The sequence below is a fragment of the Phytobacter sp. V69 genome, from assembly GCF_965644215.1.
Classification (GTDB): Bacteria; Pseudomonadota; Gammaproteobacteria; order Enterobacterales; family Enterobacteriaceae; genus Phytobacter.
Map to the genome: position 1 here is coordinate 1 of NZ_CBFFRL010000026.1, position 15,600 is coordinate 15,600.

Annotated in this window: 18 protein-coding genes and 1 tRNA gene; 10 read left to right on the forward strand and 9 right to left on the reverse strand. The window is 52.6% G+C overall.

Going from position 1 to position 15,600, the window contains the following annotated elements; all coding sequences use genetic code 11:
• On the forward strand, window positions 1-237 hold a 237-nt coding region (locus ACSZPU_RS05620), incomplete at its 5' end, for a hypothetical protein (protein ID WP_498996366.1).
• A gap of 64 nt (window positions 238-301) precedes the next feature.
• On the opposite strand, the gene ACSZPU_RS05625 is transcribed toward ACSZPU_RS05620, so the two are convergent.
• From ACSZPU_RS05625 to ACSZPU_RS05635, 3 genes are all read right to left on the reverse strand, one after another.
• On the reverse strand, window positions 302-1,147 hold the full coding sequence (locus ACSZPU_RS05625) for a DUF6387 family protein (protein WP_498996369.1): 846 nt from the start codon (window positions 1,145-1,147) through the stop codon (window positions 302-304).
• Window positions 1,148-1,474: 327 nt separating this feature from the next.
• Window positions 1,475-1,562, reverse strand: a tRNA-Ser gene (locus tag ACSZPU_RS05630).
• Window positions 1,563-1,708: 146 nt separating this feature from the next.
• Entirely contained in the window at window positions 1,709-3,283 is a 1,575-nt protein-coding gene (locus ACSZPU_RS05635; protein WP_498996440.1) for an ABC transporter substrate-binding protein, read from the reverse strand.
• A 330-nt stretch (window positions 3,284-3,613) separates the two neighbouring features.
• On the opposite strand from ACSZPU_RS05635, the gene yccA reads away from it, so the two are divergent.
• Both yccA and tusE read left to right on the forward strand, forming a co-directional pair.
• The gene (gene yccA / locus ACSZPU_RS05640) at window positions 3,614-4,273 is read left to right on the forward strand and encodes an FtsH protease modulator YccA (protein WP_498996372.1); all 660 of its coding nucleotides are present in this window, start codon (window positions 3,614-3,616) and stop codon (window positions 4,271-4,273) included.
• An 88-nt stretch (window positions 4,274-4,361) separates the two neighbouring features.
• A complete protein-coding gene (gene tusE / locus ACSZPU_RS05645) occupies window positions 4,362-4,688 on the forward strand; it encodes a sulfurtransferase TusE (RefSeq protein WP_498996442.1) in 327 nt (108 codons plus the stop codon).
• Here the strand turns inward: tusE and yccX are convergent.
• From yccX to ACSZPU_RS05660, 3 genes are read right to left on the reverse strand one after another with little or no spacing between them, the layout of a single operon-like run.
• Entirely contained in the window at window positions 4,685-4,978 is a 294-nt protein-coding gene (yccX, locus tag ACSZPU_RS05650; protein ID WP_498996375.1) for an acylphosphatase, read from the reverse strand. The two genes, tusE and yccX, sit on opposite strands and share 4 nt — an antisense overlap.
• 56 nt (window positions 4,979-5,034) lie before the next feature.
• On the reverse strand, window positions 5,035-5,823 hold the full coding sequence (locus ACSZPU_RS05655) for an AraC family transcriptional regulator (RefSeq protein WP_498996377.1): 789 nt from the start codon (window positions 5,821-5,823) through the stop codon (window positions 5,035-5,037).
• Window positions 5,824-5,833: 10 nt separating this feature from the next.
• Window positions 5,834-6,388, reverse strand: a complete 555-nt coding sequence (locus ACSZPU_RS05660) for a kinase inhibitor (protein ID WP_498996380.1) — start codon at window positions 6,386-6,388, stop codon at window positions 5,834-5,836.
• A 57-nt stretch (window positions 6,389-6,445) separates the two neighbouring features.
• Between ACSZPU_RS05660 and ACSZPU_RS05665 the strand changes: the two genes are divergently transcribed.
• From ACSZPU_RS05665 to hspQ, 3 genes are read left to right on the forward strand one after another with little or no spacing between them, the layout of a single operon-like run.
• Complete coding sequence (locus tag ACSZPU_RS05665; protein ID WP_498996382.1) at window positions 6,446-6,571, forward strand: hypothetical protein; 126 nt, start codon at window positions 6,446-6,448, stop codon at window positions 6,569-6,571.
• A 28-nt stretch (window positions 6,572-6,599) separates the two neighbouring features.
• Window positions 6,600-7,811, forward strand: a complete 1,212-nt coding sequence (rlmI, locus tag ACSZPU_RS05670; protein WP_498996385.1) for a 23S rRNA (cytosine(1962)-C(5))-methyltransferase RlmI — start codon at window positions 6,600-6,602, stop codon at window positions 7,809-7,811.
• A gap of 60 nt (window positions 7,812-7,871) precedes the next feature.
• Entirely contained in the window at window positions 7,872-8,189 is a 318-nt protein-coding gene (hspQ, locus tag ACSZPU_RS05675; protein WP_498996387.1) for a heat shock protein HspQ, read from the forward strand.
• 25 nt (window positions 8,190-8,214) lie between these two features.
• On the opposite strand, the gene ACSZPU_RS05680 is transcribed toward hspQ, so the two are convergent.
• On the reverse strand, window positions 8,215-8,628 hold the full coding sequence (locus tag ACSZPU_RS05680) for a CoA-binding protein (protein ID WP_498996389.1): 414 nt from the start codon (window positions 8,626-8,628) through the stop codon (window positions 8,215-8,217).
• A gap of 168 nt (window positions 8,629-8,796) precedes the next feature.
• Here ACSZPU_RS05680 and csgI point away from each other — a divergent pair, with 168 nt between their 5' ends.
• Window positions 8,797-9,456: a curli synthesis inhibitor gene (gene csgI / locus ACSZPU_RS05685; RefSeq protein ID WP_498996391.1), complete on the forward strand. Its 660-nt coding sequence runs from the start codon at window positions 8,797-8,799 to the stop codon at window positions 9,454-9,456.
• 111 nt (window positions 9,457-9,567) lie between these two features.
• Window positions 9,568-10,026: a methylglyoxal synthase gene (gene mgsA / locus ACSZPU_RS05690; RefSeq protein ID WP_498996392.1), complete on the forward strand. Its 459-nt coding sequence runs from the start codon at window positions 9,568-9,570 to the stop codon at window positions 10,024-10,026.
• A 30-nt stretch (window positions 10,027-10,056) separates the two neighbouring features.
• Here the strand turns inward: mgsA and helD are convergent, their stop codons facing one another.
• Window positions 10,057-12,111 (reverse strand): DNA helicase IV, encoded by a 2,055-nt coding sequence (gene helD, locus ACSZPU_RS05695; protein ID WP_498996394.1) that lies wholly within the window; start codon window positions 12,109-12,111, stop codon window positions 10,057-10,059.
• Window positions 12,112-12,234: 123 nt separating this feature from the next.
• Between helD and ACSZPU_RS05700 the strand changes: the two genes are divergently transcribed.
• Window positions 12,235-12,681, forward strand: a complete 447-nt coding sequence (locus ACSZPU_RS05700; RefSeq protein WP_498996397.1) for a YccF domain-containing protein — start codon at window positions 12,235-12,237, stop codon at window positions 12,679-12,681.
• Window positions 12,682-12,697: 16 nt separating this feature from the next.
• Window positions 12,698-14,827: a YccS family putative transporter gene (gene yccS / locus ACSZPU_RS05705; protein WP_498996398.1), complete on the forward strand. Its 2,130-nt coding sequence runs from the start codon at window positions 12,698-12,700 to the stop codon at window positions 14,825-14,827.
• Here the strand turns inward: yccS and ACSZPU_RS05710 are convergent.
• A complete protein-coding gene (locus ACSZPU_RS05710) occupies window positions 14,824-15,444 on the reverse strand; it encodes a TfoX/Sxy family DNA transformation protein (protein ID WP_498996401.1) in 621 nt (206 codons plus the stop codon). The genes yccS and ACSZPU_RS05710 overlap by 4 nt on opposite strands.
• Between the last annotated feature and the right edge of the window lie 156 nt (window positions 15,445-15,600).

Genomic DNA, 15,600 nt, shown 5'->3' on the forward strand with positions numbered 1-15,600 from the left:
ATTCAGGCAACCGTCTGTGGTGTTTGCAGAGCTAAGATTGGCGGCTTAGCGTTGCACTTCGGAGTTGAATCCGCCCTTCTCAGAACTTCTGGAACACGGATTAATCTTTTACCTGCGATTTCATTTCTCATTTGTTTTTTCCTCTGTTGTTTCAACGAGGACAATAATAGCGAATTCGCTTATGGCGTTTTAGGGATGTTGGCAAAAGAGTTTTTCGAAAAAAATGGGAGGATGTGAACAGGATAAAACTGGTTGAGGATGGATGTGATCACGTTCGCTCAGGGCGAACGTAACCCTTTATTTACTTGTCTTCTTTCGTCATCTTCTCGTCTTTGACGTGATCTACAATCTCTGTGTCTTTTAAGACATTGTTTTCCATCATGTAATCTTCAAACGATTTCAGATAGTTCTCGTCTGTCAGCAACGCCATAGCCAGCGGATAGTCAGTCACCTTAAGCATTCCCTCATCCCTATCCTTCTCGCTGTTCTCATGCAGCAGCGATGACATCAGTGAAAGTGAGATTTTGGTATCATTATTATCTGCCCCCCAAAAAATCAGATCCATCATCGGGATGAGTCGGTAGTCGATGATTTTTCGCAACGTGCTTTTGCCAAAGCGATACTTCCTAACAGCCGGATCGTTCATTTTTAGCTGTTTCTTCCATTGGGGAATGAGCACTTTCAGGTGTTCGATGATGTCTTCGGTTGAAGCCTCTTGCAGGAAGATATCGACGGTAATTGAAGCCAGACTTTTGATACCGGATTCCTTCAGATACTCCGACATGTATTCAGACTGGCTTATTTTGGATGTTTCAGGATGGGTTCCAATCAGCGTTAAACTTTTCGCATATAATTGTGCGTTGCTCCGGGTAACGGGGACCACTGCATAGGTTCTGGCAAGCCCATCTCCCTGCGTGGATGTGTCGCCGCTAAACAAAATTTCGCCTCTGAGGATCTTATAGCGGTAATCATCCAATAAGGCTCTGTTCAGAGGCGGTAACGTGTCCCGACGCATCAGCATATTGTAGGCCAAGATACGCCGCTCAACCTCAACATAGAATTGCTGTAGGGTGAGTTTTTTTATCACTTCATACCGTTCAACATCAAACCATTCTTCCAATACTTTCCTGAGTTCGCTTCGTTTCATTACTGTGCTATCCGTTTTACCATTTTTAGTTGTTTTAACTGACAGAACAATAGGTTGTCCAGTATTCACGTAATGCAGCTAAGCATCTCATGCAGGTAGGTTCTTAAGATTGGTGAGTATTACAAAATGGACTGCAGGTTTTCTGTTATCAGATTACTGCTTTTAAAGGATTTAGTTGCGCTGGAAGGGTTTAATACTGGATAAATTTTTGATGAAAACACGGATTTTAGATACAAAAAAATCCCGTTTTACACGGGCTTTTAATGCATTACTTTATGCATGACAGAATCAAAAACATTCTGTAAGTTATTGATTTTGCCATAAAAATGGCGGAAGCGCAGAGATTCGAACTCTGGAACCCTTTCGGGTCGCCGGTTTTCAAGACCGGTGCCTTCAACCGCTCGGCCACACTTCCGGAATGAGGCGCACTATAAACATCCCCGTTGCATCTGTAAAGCCCTGAAATGTTCATATGCCTGAAAAACAGCCAAAAGCGTGTTAATCGCCTGAAATAACAACAAACCGATCGCTTTACAGCCGCTTTTTCACCTCAAAAACACCTCAATGTTTTTTGATGAACATGTCCTTCGTTAAATAATACCCCAGCCGGTCCGAGTCAAACCCGCCGACCCACGGCTTCACAAGGTGTGTGCGCACATAGTGGTAGACAGGAATCGCCGGGACATCTTGCCCCAGCAAATCTTCAGCCTGCTGGTAATACTTGCCCCGCTCGGCGAGATCGCCCGCTTTGGCAGCGTTTCGCAATACCTCATCGTAGGCCGGATTGCTGTACTTCGAGGTGTTTTCGCTATCGCCGGTGCGGAAGTTATTCAAAAAGGTCGCAGCATCATCGTAATCGGCGTTCCAGGCATAGCGCACCAGGTCGAAATGGCCGGTATGCATGGCGTCGAGCATCGTTTTCCATTCCTGATTTTGCAGCTTCGCCTCTACCCCCAGGTTTTTCTTCCACATCGAACTGACGGCAATGGCGATGCGCTGGTGGGTCTCCATGGTGTTGTAGAGCAGATTAAACGACAGCGGATGGGCATCATTAAACCCGGCCTCATTGAGCAACCTCTTCGCTTCTGCAATCCGTTTCTCCTGCGGCCAACTGGCGTAGTCCGGTGAAGACAGTTTCACCCCACCGATTTCCGGCTGGCTGATGACCCAGGCCGGACGCTGCCCCTGCCCCATCACCTTGTCGGCAATGATATCTTTATCCAGCGCCATATTAAGCGCCAGACGTACGCGCGGGTCGTTGAACGGTGCTTTGGTGGTATTAAATTCGTAGTAATAGGTCGCCAGCAGCGGTGAAACGTTGACCTGGTCGCCGAGCGTTTTTTGCAACTGAACAAACTGATTAACCGGCACGGTGTAGGTGATGTCTATCTCACCGGCTTTATAGCGGTTTACATCGGCGGTTTCAGATGAGATCGGCAAATAGGTGACTTTATTGATGACCGTGGCACTGTTGTCCCAGTAACGCGTGTTGCGTACCGCGACAATCCGCTCATTCACCACCCAGTCGCTGAGCTTGTAGGCGCCACTGGTCACGATATGCTCAGGCTTGGTCCATTTTTCGCCAAAGCGGCTGATGAGAATCTTATCGACCGGCACCAGTGACGGGTGCCCCAGCATGGCAAGGAATGCTGACGTCGGCTCAGTCAGACGAATCTCAAGCGTGTTATCGTCCAGCGCTTTAACACCGAGCGTATCGGGCGCTTTCTTGCCCAGAGCAATGTCAGCAGCATTCGCGACATGCATATTGCCCAGGTAGCTGGCATAAGGCGATGCGGTTTTCGGATCGACGAGTCGCTGCCAGCTCCAGACGAAATCTTTTGCCGTGATGACCGTTCCGTCGGACCAGGTCACGTTGGGGCGCAAATGAAACACCCACACCGTATTGTCTTTATTTTCCCAGGTTTTTGCGAGACGTGGCTCGATGGTGCCATCTTTTTTTACCGCCACAAGCCCGTCGAATAAATCTCTGACAATTCCGAATTCGACATCGCTTTCTACTTTATGCGGATCAAGAGACGCAGGCTCGCTGCCATTATTGCGAACCAGCTCCTGTTGGGCCGCCAACTCTGTTCCTGCGGGGACTGTCGCCGCATGTAACGACGCGGAGGCGCTCATAATGGCTATCGTTAAAGCGCTTAAGGTAATGCGGGTAAAATGTCGTGATTTCATCTTTTTCGCCCTGATTATATTCCTGATGACGACGCGACTTCTTTCTTAGCGCGCTAAAGACATCAGAGCAATATTTTTCAGTGACATATAAGACACCGGTATGGTTATTTTCTTCAAATGCGCACTTATGCTTAATCTTTGAGCAATTGAAGAATATTTACCCAAACAGAATCGCTTGCTTTTTGAGTAAAGATGGGTAAAACAACTTTGTAAGGAAACGGGGATTTCCTATCCTCGACATTTAATGACATCTGTTATGTTAAAAGAGAGTGCCTCATGGATCGTATTATTACCTCCTCGCGCGACCGTTCATCGTTGCTTAGCACCCACAAAGTGCTGCGTAACACCTATTTCTTACTGAGCCTGACGCTGGCCTTTTCCGCCATCACGGCAACCGCAAGCACCGTGTTGATGCTGCCGTCTCCGGGTCTGATTCTGACGCTGGTTGGGATGTACGGTCTGATGTTCCTGACCTATAAAACGGCGAACTCCCCGGCGGGTATTCTGTCAGCCTTTGCCTTTACCGGCTTCCTGGGTTACATCCTGGGCCCAATCCTGAACGCTTACCTGTCTGCGGGTATGGGCGATATCATCGGCCTGGCTCTGGGTGGTACCGCACTGGTGTTCTTCTGCTGCTCGGCGTATGTGCTGACAACGCGTAAAGACATGTCCTTCCTCGGCGGTATGCTGATGGCAGGTATCGTGATTGTGCTGGTCGGGATGGTTGCCAATATTTTCCTGCAACTTCCGGCGCTGCACCTGGCCATTAGCGCAGTGTTCATCCTGATTTCCTCAGGTGCAATCCTGTATGAAACCAGCAACATCATTCACGGCGGCGAAACCAACTACATCCGCGCAACCGTGAGCCTGTATGTGTCGCTCTACAATATCTTTGTAAGCCTGCTGAGTATCCTGGGCTTCGCCAGCCGCGACTAACCGCACAATGGCATCCCCAAGCCCCGCTTATGCGGGGCTTTGTTTTTTGCTACACTCCCCGCGTTATTGACTCACCTTGCGAACGACCATGATCTTTGACGGTAAAGAAATTGAAACCGATAGCGAAGGCTATCTGAAAGACACGACTCTGTGGAGCGAAGCACTGGCGTCGGCGATTGCCGAAAACGAAGGTATCACCCTCGCAGTTGAACACTGGGAAGTGGTGCGCTTTGTGCGCGAATTTTATCTGGAATTCAATACGTCGCCTGCCATCCGCATGCTGGTAAAAGCCATGGCGAATAAATTTGGCGAAGAGAAAGGCAACAGCCGTTACCTGTATCGCCTCTTCCCGAAGGGGCCGGCCAAGCAGGCAACAAAAATTGCTGGCCTGCCAAAACCGGTAAAATGCATTTAATAGCGAATGCCAAAGTTCGTCCATTCTCTGCCGGGTTGATGAGGCTCAGTTAAGACCTTTTCAACCCTGGCGCTGCGCGGCCCCCCCGCTTTCAGCCAGGCAATCAACTGCTCTACGTTCTCGCTATCGCCACAGGCGACAACCTCTACGCTGCCGTCGTCCATATTGCGCGCGTAGCCGGTTAACCCGAGGCGCTGCGCCTCACGCTGCGTGCTATAACGAAACCCGACGCCCTGAACCACGCCGTGAACCCAGCATATTACGCAATACGATGTTGTTTCATTCGCCATAATGACCTCGTCTAACGCCGAATCAGTCTTTATTTTAGTCGTAGAAAGGATGTTCTTCAGCGCACGGTTTTAGGTAAACACCCATAATGTTCCCGGAATCGGGCGGTAAAGCGCGAACCAGAAAGATACCCACATCGGGAGGCAATTTCACCAATGGGTAAGGTTGTCGACTGCAACTGTGACAAGGCAAGCGACATACGCACCTCTTCCACAATCTGTCGGTAGCTTTGCGACTCATCTTTAAGCCGACGGCGTAAGGTGGATTCGCCCACGGCAAGTTGCCTGGCTATCTCCTGCACGCTCCAGTTCTTCGCGGGCGAGAGCATGACAATTTGCCGCACCTGCTCGGTCAGATTAAAGCTGCGTTCAATCAGCAGCGGCCCAGCCATCCCGTCTTCAAGTAGTGCCAGCAACAGCCCCATCGCCTGATGTTTTTGCAATTTTTCCGCTAAATCATGGCGCACCGCATGCAATAAATTGTCCCACATGAATGCCAGGCCATCGCTCATCGGCGCGCATACGGAGGCGGGCCTGGCGCTCGGGAAATCCTGTATATATTGCGTCTTAAATTCTGAAAGCAGTTCGGGCGATAGCATTAATAAATCAGAACGAAACTGGCCGTGTGCGGGCTGATTAATAATATCAAGAGAGGTATTCGCCGGGATAATAATAAGCTCACCGGGGGTCGCCACAACCCGATTCTCCTCCTGGATAATGACCTTGCTTCCCTGAGTAATATGGCAAATCGCGGCACTGAAAAGCTTTACCCGGTGCAGACGATGCAGATGGTTCGAGCGCACTTCTGCCGCCGTTAACGTTCTATGCTGGAACTGAACTTTCTGCACCGGGTCACCTTTATCGTCCGTAGGTTGCTGTGAAACTCGCTTTCGCAATGAGGTTACTGTTCAGCATATAGCCAACCAGCGCGCCGCTTGCGTTATTGTCAATGGGCAGTTTATCAGTACTCAGTGCCCATACGGTGAATTGGTAAGGATGCGGTTTATCGCCGACCGGAGGACACGCGCCGCCAAAACCTGCATAGCCATAATCATTTCGCCCCTGAACGGCCCCGGCCGGCAGCTTGTGACGCTTTTCATCACCCGCCCCGGTGGGGAGCGTTTGCGTTTGCGCCGGTATATTCACCACCGTCCAGTGCCACCAGCCGCTTCCCGTCGGTGCCGCCGGATCATAAACGGTCACTGCAAAACTTTTGGTTCCTGCCGGCGGGTTATGCCAGGCGAGCTGCGGGGAGGTATTGCCGCCATGGCAGCCAAATCCCTCAAAGACGTGTTGCTGTGCTAAGCGATGGTTCTGAATATCCGCGCTGCTGAGGCTAAACGTGGAACCCGCGATAGCATTAAAACTCCCGATAGCCAAAAAACCCAGGGCAGTGAAGGTGATTTTTTTCATTGTATTTCCTCGTCTGTGTTGAGAAATACAATTTAAGATTTAACGTGCACGGAGGTTGTGCCCGAACGTTTTCATTTTGTGCCGAAACGCTCACTGCCACAGGCTGATGCCTGGACCGGGCATGTGTGCTACCCTACGCGCCGTTTAATTATCAACAGCCGGGCCGATATCGCCCCCGGTTAATATTGACGTTCGTCAGAGGTTCTCCGGTATGACCGAATCTACAAGTGCAAGGTTTCCCCGTTTAGTCTTAGCCAAAGGGCGCGAGAAATCCTTGCTGCGCCGCCATCCCTGGGTTTTCTCCGGTGCCGTAAGCCGCATGGAAGGGAAAGCCCGCCTCGGTGAGACGATCGACATCGTCGATGCGCAGGGTAAATGGCTGGCACGCGGTGCCTTTTCGCCTGAATCGCAAATTCGCGCTCGCGTATGGACCTTCGACAAGAACGAACTCATCGATACCGCATTCTTTACTCGCCGCCTGCAACAGGCACAGCAATGGCGTGACTGGCTGGCCCAACGCGGCGGGCTGGACAGCTATCGTCTGATCGCCGGTGAATCCGACGGTTTACCGGGCGTCACCATTGACCGCTTCGGCGACTTTCTGGTATTGCAACTACTGAGTGCCGGCGCGGAATACCAACGCGCGGCCCTGATCTCTGCGCTGCAGGCGCTCTACCCGCAATGCTCCATCTACGATCGCAGCGACGTTGCGGTACGTAAAAAAGAGGGCCTGGAGCTCGCGCAGGGTCCGGTTGTGGGTGAGTTGCCGCCGGAACTGCTGCCTATCGAAGAAAATGGCATGAAGCTGTATGTCGATATCAAGACCGGTCACAAAACCGGGTACTATCTCGATCAGCGCGACAGCCGCCTGGCAACCCGCCGTTACGTTGCCGACAAACGCGTCCTGAACTGCTTCTCCTACACCGGTGGTTTCGCCGTTTCCGCATTGATGGGCAATTGCCGTCAGGTGGTGAGCGTGGACACCTCACAGGAAGCACTGGACGTTGCCAAAAAGAACGTTGAGTTAAACCAGCTTGACCTCAGCAAGGCGGAATTTGTTCGTGATGACGTATTCAAACTGCTGCGCAAATATCGCGATCAGGGCGAGACGTTTGATGTGATCGTGATGGATCCGCCAAAATTCGTGGAAAACAAAAGCCAACTGCAGGGTGCGTGCCGCGGTTATAAGGATATCAACATGCTTGCCATTCTGCTGTTGAACCCCGGTGGCGTGCTGATGACCTTCTCTTGCTCCGGCCTGATGACCACGGATTTATTTCAGAAAATCATCGCCGATGCCGCAATAGATGCTGGCCGTGATGTACAATTTATAGAGCAGTTCCGTCAGGCCGCCGATCACCCGGTGATCGCTCCCTACCCGGAAGGACTGTATCTGAAAGGGTTTGCCTGTCGCGTCATGTAACTTGATATTTGGAGCCTCGCCCGCATATCTGGGTTATGTACAGGTTCCCGGGAGGTGACAATGATTGCCAGCAAATACGGTATTGGTCAGCAGGTTCGCCACTCGCTGCTCGGCTATCTGGGTGTGGTGGTGGATATTGACCCCGAGTTTTCACTCGACGAACCGTCGGTCGACGAGCTGGCGGTTAACGATGAGCTGCGGGCAGCGCCCTGGTATCACGTCGTGATGGAAGATGACGACGGCCAGCCGGTACATACCTATCTGGCCGAAGCACAGTTGACCAGCGAGATTCAGCAAGAACATCCTGAACAACCGTCGATGGATGAACTGGCGCGCACAATCCGCAGGCAACTGCAGGCACCCCGCCTGCGTAACTGACAACACCCCGTCAGGCGGGGTGTTTTTATTTTGCGAGTCCTAAGCGTGGAATCTCGATAGCCGGACATCTGTCCATCACCACTTTCAATCCTGCTTCACAGGCCAACACTGCAGCCTGCTCGTTGATCACACCAAGTTGCATCCACAGCGTTTTGGCACCGATGGCAATAGCGTCCTGGGCGACACCCCATGCTGCTTCTGAATTACGAAAAACATCAACCATATCCACCTTTTCCGGCACATCTGCCAGCGTTGCGTATCCCTGCTGCCCCAGAAGTGTCTCACCCGCGACTTTTGGCGAGACCGGAATAACCCGGTAGCCCTGGTCGAGCAGGTATTTCATAACGCGATAACTCGGTCGGTCAGGTTTATCGCTCGCACCCACCAGCGCGATAGTACGTGTCGATTTCAGGATCTCGGTGATATCGGTTTCTTTCATGGTTTCCTCCAGCGGTTTCCCAAAGTGTATGTCAAACATTCCGCCACAACCACGTATCCCATACAGAAGTATGAGTGCGAGAGCACGTTATATGTCTATAAGTTAATAAATATATTGAATGGTGAATGTCCTGGCGGGTCAGTAAGCAAGGTAAAACGGGAGCGCGCGATGAAGTGCGGGTGGAAAGTGTTCATTAACACGTGTTTGATACCGGTTAATGTACTGGCCACCACGCTGCGTCTGTCCTCCGATGTCGACTTACTGGTGCTTGACGGCAAAAAGGTCTCCAGCTCGCTGCTGCGCGGAGCCGAAAGTATCGAACTGGAAAATGGCGTCCATCAGGTGGTCTTTCGGGTTGAAAAAAACGTTGGGGCGGGCAATCACGACTCCCGTCTGTTTATCTCCGCACCGCTGATTGCCACCTTTGATACCCAGCGCGTCAGCCAGGTGAATTTCAACTTTCCCACCATCGATACGCAAAAGGCGGCCGATATGTTTAATGCCACGCCTCATCTGGCTTTGCTGGATGGTAATGCCACGCCGATTCCTGTGAAACTCGATATTCTGGAGATCAGCGCAAACCCCAAAAGCATTGATTATGAGCGTGAGGTCGAGCAGTACAATAAAGCGGGCAAATATACCTCGCTCTCCCGATTTGCGACGATGGCCGACGACAGCACCCTGCTCTCTGGCGTATCTGAACTGGATATTCCGCCAACGCACTCTCAAACCCTCACGGAACAGCGCCTTAAGTTCTGGTATCAGCAGGCCGATCCGCAAACCCGCGACCGTTTTATGCAATGGATTAAGCAACAACCCTCGTCATGATCCGTGCCAGTTAACATTCCGCGCATTCGCCCACAATTTTTTACGCCATTCTCTTGCAGCATCAGGCGCTTCCAGTAATCTGTAGCGAAATTACATTAACGGAATCGGATTATGGAACTCACTACACGCACGTTACCCGTACAAAAGCACGTTGCGCTGGTTGCGCATGACCACTGCAAGCAGATGCTGATGACCTGGGTCGAGCGCCATCAGCCAAAGCTGGCAAATCACGTTCTCTACGCCACTGGCACAACCGGTAACCTGATTTCGCGCGCGACCGGTCTTGAAGTTAATGCCATGCTGAGCGGCCCAATGGGTGGCGACCAGCAGGTCGGCGCGCTTATCTCGGAAGGGAAAATTGATGTGCTGATTTTCTTCTGGGACCCGCTGAATGCGGTACCGCATGACCCTGACGTTAAGGCACTGCTGCGTCTGGCGACCGTGTGGAATATTCCGGTTGCTACCAACCTCTCCACCGCCGATTTCATTATCCAGTCACCCGGTTTTGCACAAAGCGTGGAAATCCTGATCCCGGATTACCAGCGCTACCTCGCTGAACGCCTGAAATAAAAGTATGCAGGCGGCTTACGCCGCCTGTTCTCAGGGCTTTCTCGCCACCGGCACATTCAGTTGCCTGAGTATCTCAACGAATCGCGACGGATTTTCTTTATCAAACAGCAGCCAGACGCGCTTACGTGCTCGCGTGATGGCCACGTACAGCAAGCGACGTTCTTCGGCATCAGGGAAATCCTCCGGCACTGGTAATAGCGCCTGTTCCATGATGGATTCGCGTGCGGGCGCCGGAAAACCATCCTGCCCTTCGTGCAACCCCAGTACGATGACATAATCGGCCTGCTGGCCTTTACTGGCATGAATCGTCATAAAATCGAGCTGCAGTTTCGGCCAGCGGGTAGCGGCTTTCTCCAGGCTGGCAGGTTTACCGTGGTGGTAGCGCGCCAGCACCAGGATGCGATCTTCCGGCGTGGCGTAGCCGCTGAGCTTATCGAGCAGCCCGTCCAGTTGATCTGCCGTCAGCAATGTCACCGCATTTTTATCTCCGGCGCTCAGGCTGTTAAGCGGCTTATTAAGCTGATGCGGGTTTTGCTGAATAAACCCGTTCGCCACTTCACCAATGCGGGTGTTAAAGCGATAGGTTGTATCCAGTGCGCACAGATCGCCTTCGCCAAAGTAATCATGAAACGCCGTAGTCAGTGACAATTGCGCACCACTGAAACGGTAAATCGCCTGCCAGTCATCCCCAACCGCAAACAGAGTGGTCTGCGAATTCTGCCGGCGTAATGCCGCCAGCAGCGCAGCGCGTTGCGGCGAGATATCCTGAAATTCATCGACCAGAATATGCTTCCACGGACTGACAAAACGCCCTTTATCCAGCACGTTAACCGCCTGATGAATCAGGCCGGAAAAATCGACAGCGTTTTCCGCTTTAAGCGCGGTTTTCCAGGCTTTCAGCAGTGGTGCCATCAGTTTGACCCTTTTGCTGAACAGCGTACGGATCTCTTCAGGTGCCGCATCGATCATTTCGGTCTGACTGCCGCCATGCATGCGCATCAGGCTAACCCAGCGATCCAGCCGGGGGCCCATCCGCCGCCGCAGTTTTTCATCATTCCAGAAGCTGCCGTCCGGAATCTCCCACTGCAGCTCTTCTTCCAGCCACTGCCGCCAGCCTTTGGCCTGCGCTTTTTTCTCTGCGCACTGGGCTTGCCAGGTTTTGATTAGCAGCGCTTGTCTGGCACTGGCATCGTTTTCGAGTTTGCTTACCTCGGGCGCTTTTTTCCCGCCCTGCTGGATGATGTATAGCGCCAGCGCGTGGAAAGTCCAGGCAGTTACCTCATCCGTATGCAGTCGCTCACGGATGCGCTCATCCATCTCTTGCGCGGCTTTGCGACCAAAGGCCAGTAGCAGGATCTGATCCGGTGCCGCCTCGCCACGAACCAGCAGCCAACCCGCACGCGCCACCAGCACCGAGGTTTTGCCACTGCCCGCACCGGCAAGCACCAGCAGCGCGTTTTCACCATTAACCACCGCCCTTGCCTGCGCCGGATTGAGCGGAGAGCTTTCGATATCCTTAAAAAAGGTCGCGTACTGGGTCAGCATGTCGTCGGTCCATGCCTGATTATGTTTCGCCCGGCCGGCTTCGGTATCTTTTAACCATGCCTGGCATTGCCGCCATAGATCGCGGCAGTTATCAAAAGCATCAAGACGGCTGGTGGGTACAGGCAGCGCATCGAACGCCTTGCGAAGTTGTTGCTCGACACCCTTAAGCTGCGCACGCGTGAGCCATTTCCCCCCGTCCATGCGCCCGGAAATTTCCGCAAGTTGTGCCGACAGCACACCTGCGGACACTTCGCTCATTTCGGTGCTCCACGCCATCCAGCGTTCATTCAGATACTGATAAAAACGCTGGGTTTCATTCCATTCCGTTCCGTGTAAACGCACGACTTTGTTGTCTGCCAGAACAAACTCCAGCTCGCCCCAGACCAGGCCACGCTTGCACTCGATAGCAAGTAGCTGATTGAAGGGAATCAGGTATTCATGTCTATCGCCGGAAACCTTTACGCCCGCATTAAGGATGACCACTCGATCATAAGGATGCTGCGCCAGCCGCTTTCCCAATGAAGTCGCTTTTAGTTCCATCACACATCCTTTTTCAGCTTATGACTCTGATTGCCAGTTTAACCGCCAGAGAATACGTGCTCCAGCCCAAAAAATCGTTACAATTGTCAGGTCAATTCCCTGACAGAATAGCATTGAGGTAATATGCGTACCGTTCTGAATATACTGAACTTTGTCCTTGGCGGTTTTGCCACGACCCTCGGCTGGCTGCTGGCGACCATTATGAGCGTTGCTCTGGTGATTACCCTGCCGCTTACGCGTTCCTGTTGGGAAATCACCAAACTGTCGCTGATCCCCTGGGGCAACGAAGCGGTGCATGTCGATGAGCTAAACCCTGGCAGCAAAAGCACGCTGCTGAATGCGGGCGGGACGGTGCTCAACGTTCTTTGGTTCGTGCTGTTTGGCTGGTGGCTCTGCGTGATGCATATTGTGGCAGGTATTGCCCAGTGCATCACGATCATTGGCATTCCAACCGGGATTGCCAATTTTAAAATTGCGGCTATTGCCGTATGGCCGGTCGGCCGCCGCGTTGTGTCGGTAGAGGTGGCCCGTGCCGCGCGCGAAGCCAATGCTCGCCGCCTTTTCCCATAAACGAGTCACCCATATTATGCTGAGCCCCCTGCTTCGCCGGTACACCTGGAATAGCGCCTGGCTTTACAACATGCGGATCTTCATTGCGCTAAGCGGCACGGCTGCACTGCCGTGGCTGCTTGGCGAAGTGAAACTGACTATCCCTCTAACCCTGGGCGTGGTTGCCGCGGCGCTGGCGGATCTCGACGATCGTCTGACGGGCCGTCTGCGTAATTTAATCATCACCCTGATTTCGTTTTTTATCGCCTCGGCGTCGGTCGAATTACTGTTTCCCTGGCCGTGGCTGTTAGCCATCGGGCTGGTAACGTCCACGATGGGCTTTATTTTGCTGGGAGGGCTGGGGCAACGCTACGCCACCATTGCGTTCGGCGCATTGCTCATCGCCATCTACACAATGCTGGGCACCACGCTGTACAGTTCATGGTATCAGCAGCCGTTGTTGCTGTTAGCGGGAGCGGTCTGGTTTAACGTGCTGACGCTGGCCGGACACCTTGTCTTCCCCATCCGTCCCTTGCAGGACAATCTGGCACGCTGCTACGAGCAGTTGTCTCAGTATCTGGAGCTCAAAGCACGTCTGTTCGATCCGGATATCGAAGAGGAAAGCCAGGCCCCGCTTTACGAACTTGCGTTAGCCAACGGGCAACTGGTAACAACCTTAAACCAGACCAAAGCATCGTTGTTAACACGCCTTCGGGGCGATCGCGGACAACGAGGCACCCGGCGTACACTGCACTATTATTTTGCCGCGCAGGACATTCATGAGCGCGCCAGTTCTTCTCATATACAGTACCAGGCATTGCGGGAGCATTTTCGCTACAGCGATGTGATGTTCCGCTTTCAGCGCTTAATCACGTTGCAGTCTCAGGCCTGTGCCAGGCTGGCACGCGCGATCCTGCTGCGTAATCCTTACCAACATGACAACCGCTTCGAACGCGCGTTCATACATCTTGATGCCGCACTGGATCGTATTCGTGCCAGCGGAACAACGTCGCCTGAGCAAATAAAAGCGCTGGGATTTCTGCTCGATAACTTGCGCGCCATCGACGCACAGCTGGCGAGCATTGAGTCCGGGCAACCACAAGCCTCGCAGACAAACGAAACGGAAAACCTGCTGGCAGATGACAGCCTGCATGGTCTGAGCGATATCTGGCTGCGCTTGCGCAATAACCTGACGCCGGAATCAGCGCTGTTTCGCCACGCCGTGCGGATGTCCGTCGTGCTGTGCGCGGGTTACGCCGTCATTCAGATTACCGGGCTGCATCACGGATACTGGATTTTGCTTACCAGCCTGTTTGTGTGTCAGCCTAACTACAACGCCACGCGCCACCGCCTCACGCTACGTATTGTCGGGACCATTGCGGGTATCGCCCTTGGCCTTCCCGTACTCTATTTCGTGCCCTCGCTGGAAGGGCAACTGGTACTGATTGTGGTTACAGGCGTACTTTTTTTCGCCTTCCGTCTCGTACAGTACGCACAGGCCACGATGTTCATTACGCTGCTGGTACTGCTCTGTTTTAACTTGCTTGGCGAAGGTTTTGAAGTGGCTATCCCACGCGTCATCGACACCATCATCGGGTGCGCCATTGCCTGGGCGGCGGTGAGTTTTATCTGGCCGGACTGGCGTTTTCGCAATCTTCCACGTGTGACGGAGCAGGCATTTAATGCCAACTGTCGCTATCTTGATGCCATTCTCGAACAGTATCACCAGGGCCGCGATAACCGCCTGGCCTATCGCGTTGCCCGCAGGAATGCCTACAATCGCGATGCAGAACTGGCATCGGTGGTATCCAATATGGCGTCTGAGCCTGGCGCAACACCTGAATTGCGTGAGGTGGCATTTCGCCTGCTCTGCCTGAATCACACATTTACCAGCTATCTATCAGCCCTAGGTGCCCACCGCGAACAGCTTACGCATCCCGCGATCCTTCGCTTACTGGACGATGCCGTATGTTACGTGGATGACGCTCTTCACCACCAACCGGCTGATGAAGAGCGTGTGCAGTTAACGCTGGCAGACTTGTCCCGACGAATTAAACATCTTGAGCCACGCCCTGACAGCAAAGAACCTCTCGTACTGCAACAGCTAGGGCTACTTATCACCCTGTTGCCAGAAATGTGCCGTTTACAGCGGCAGGTCATAGACTAATGACCCTGGATTTTTTCATGGTCGAGTTCGTTATACCAGTCGATCAGCTCCTGGCGTCGCAGCGCCGGGAGCGCCGCTTCGTGCAGGCCGATAATCGCCCCCTCCAGCCCCAGTAGTATCTTGATGCCCGTATGCTTGTTCATTGCTCTTAAACGCAACCAGCATGCTTTTGCCCCCAAAAGACGCAGCATATGTTCGTCCGGGATGCCGGCATCAAAAAGCAGCATTTCGAGTTGAAAGTTGATATTGGGTAAATCCTTGAGACGGTGCGGCGCATCGCGTGCCACTTTTTCTTGCCGTGCCGCAGCAAGCGACTGAGATGTAAGCCTCAGCAGCATTGGTAAGTCTCGCCAGAGATGCTCATCGACAAAGTAATAGTTAAGAGAAACCGTACGGCCACGTTTGTGGAAGGTCAGAAGCGGAGAGCTTTTTGCCACACGGTACTGCGCACTCTCCTCACAGGCACGCAGGTACAACTCCCCCTCTGCAATCATCGCAAACACAGTGTTGTCTATCGATAAACTGTACCCTCCGAAGTGCGCACGAAAGCGGATTTTGCCCAGTGGAGCGAGGTATTCCCGTGACTGATAGATCCTTTGATAGGATATGTTTTTCATGATTATGTCCTTAAAAATCATGGAGTAAAAACATTAACTTCATTAAATAATCCGTTAATGAGGAACATAGGCAAGTATGCGCAACTCGGCAAGATAATTTTGCGGCTTGAACGCAATACAAGACAAACTTGCGAGACGCTTTCAGAAAATGAGGTT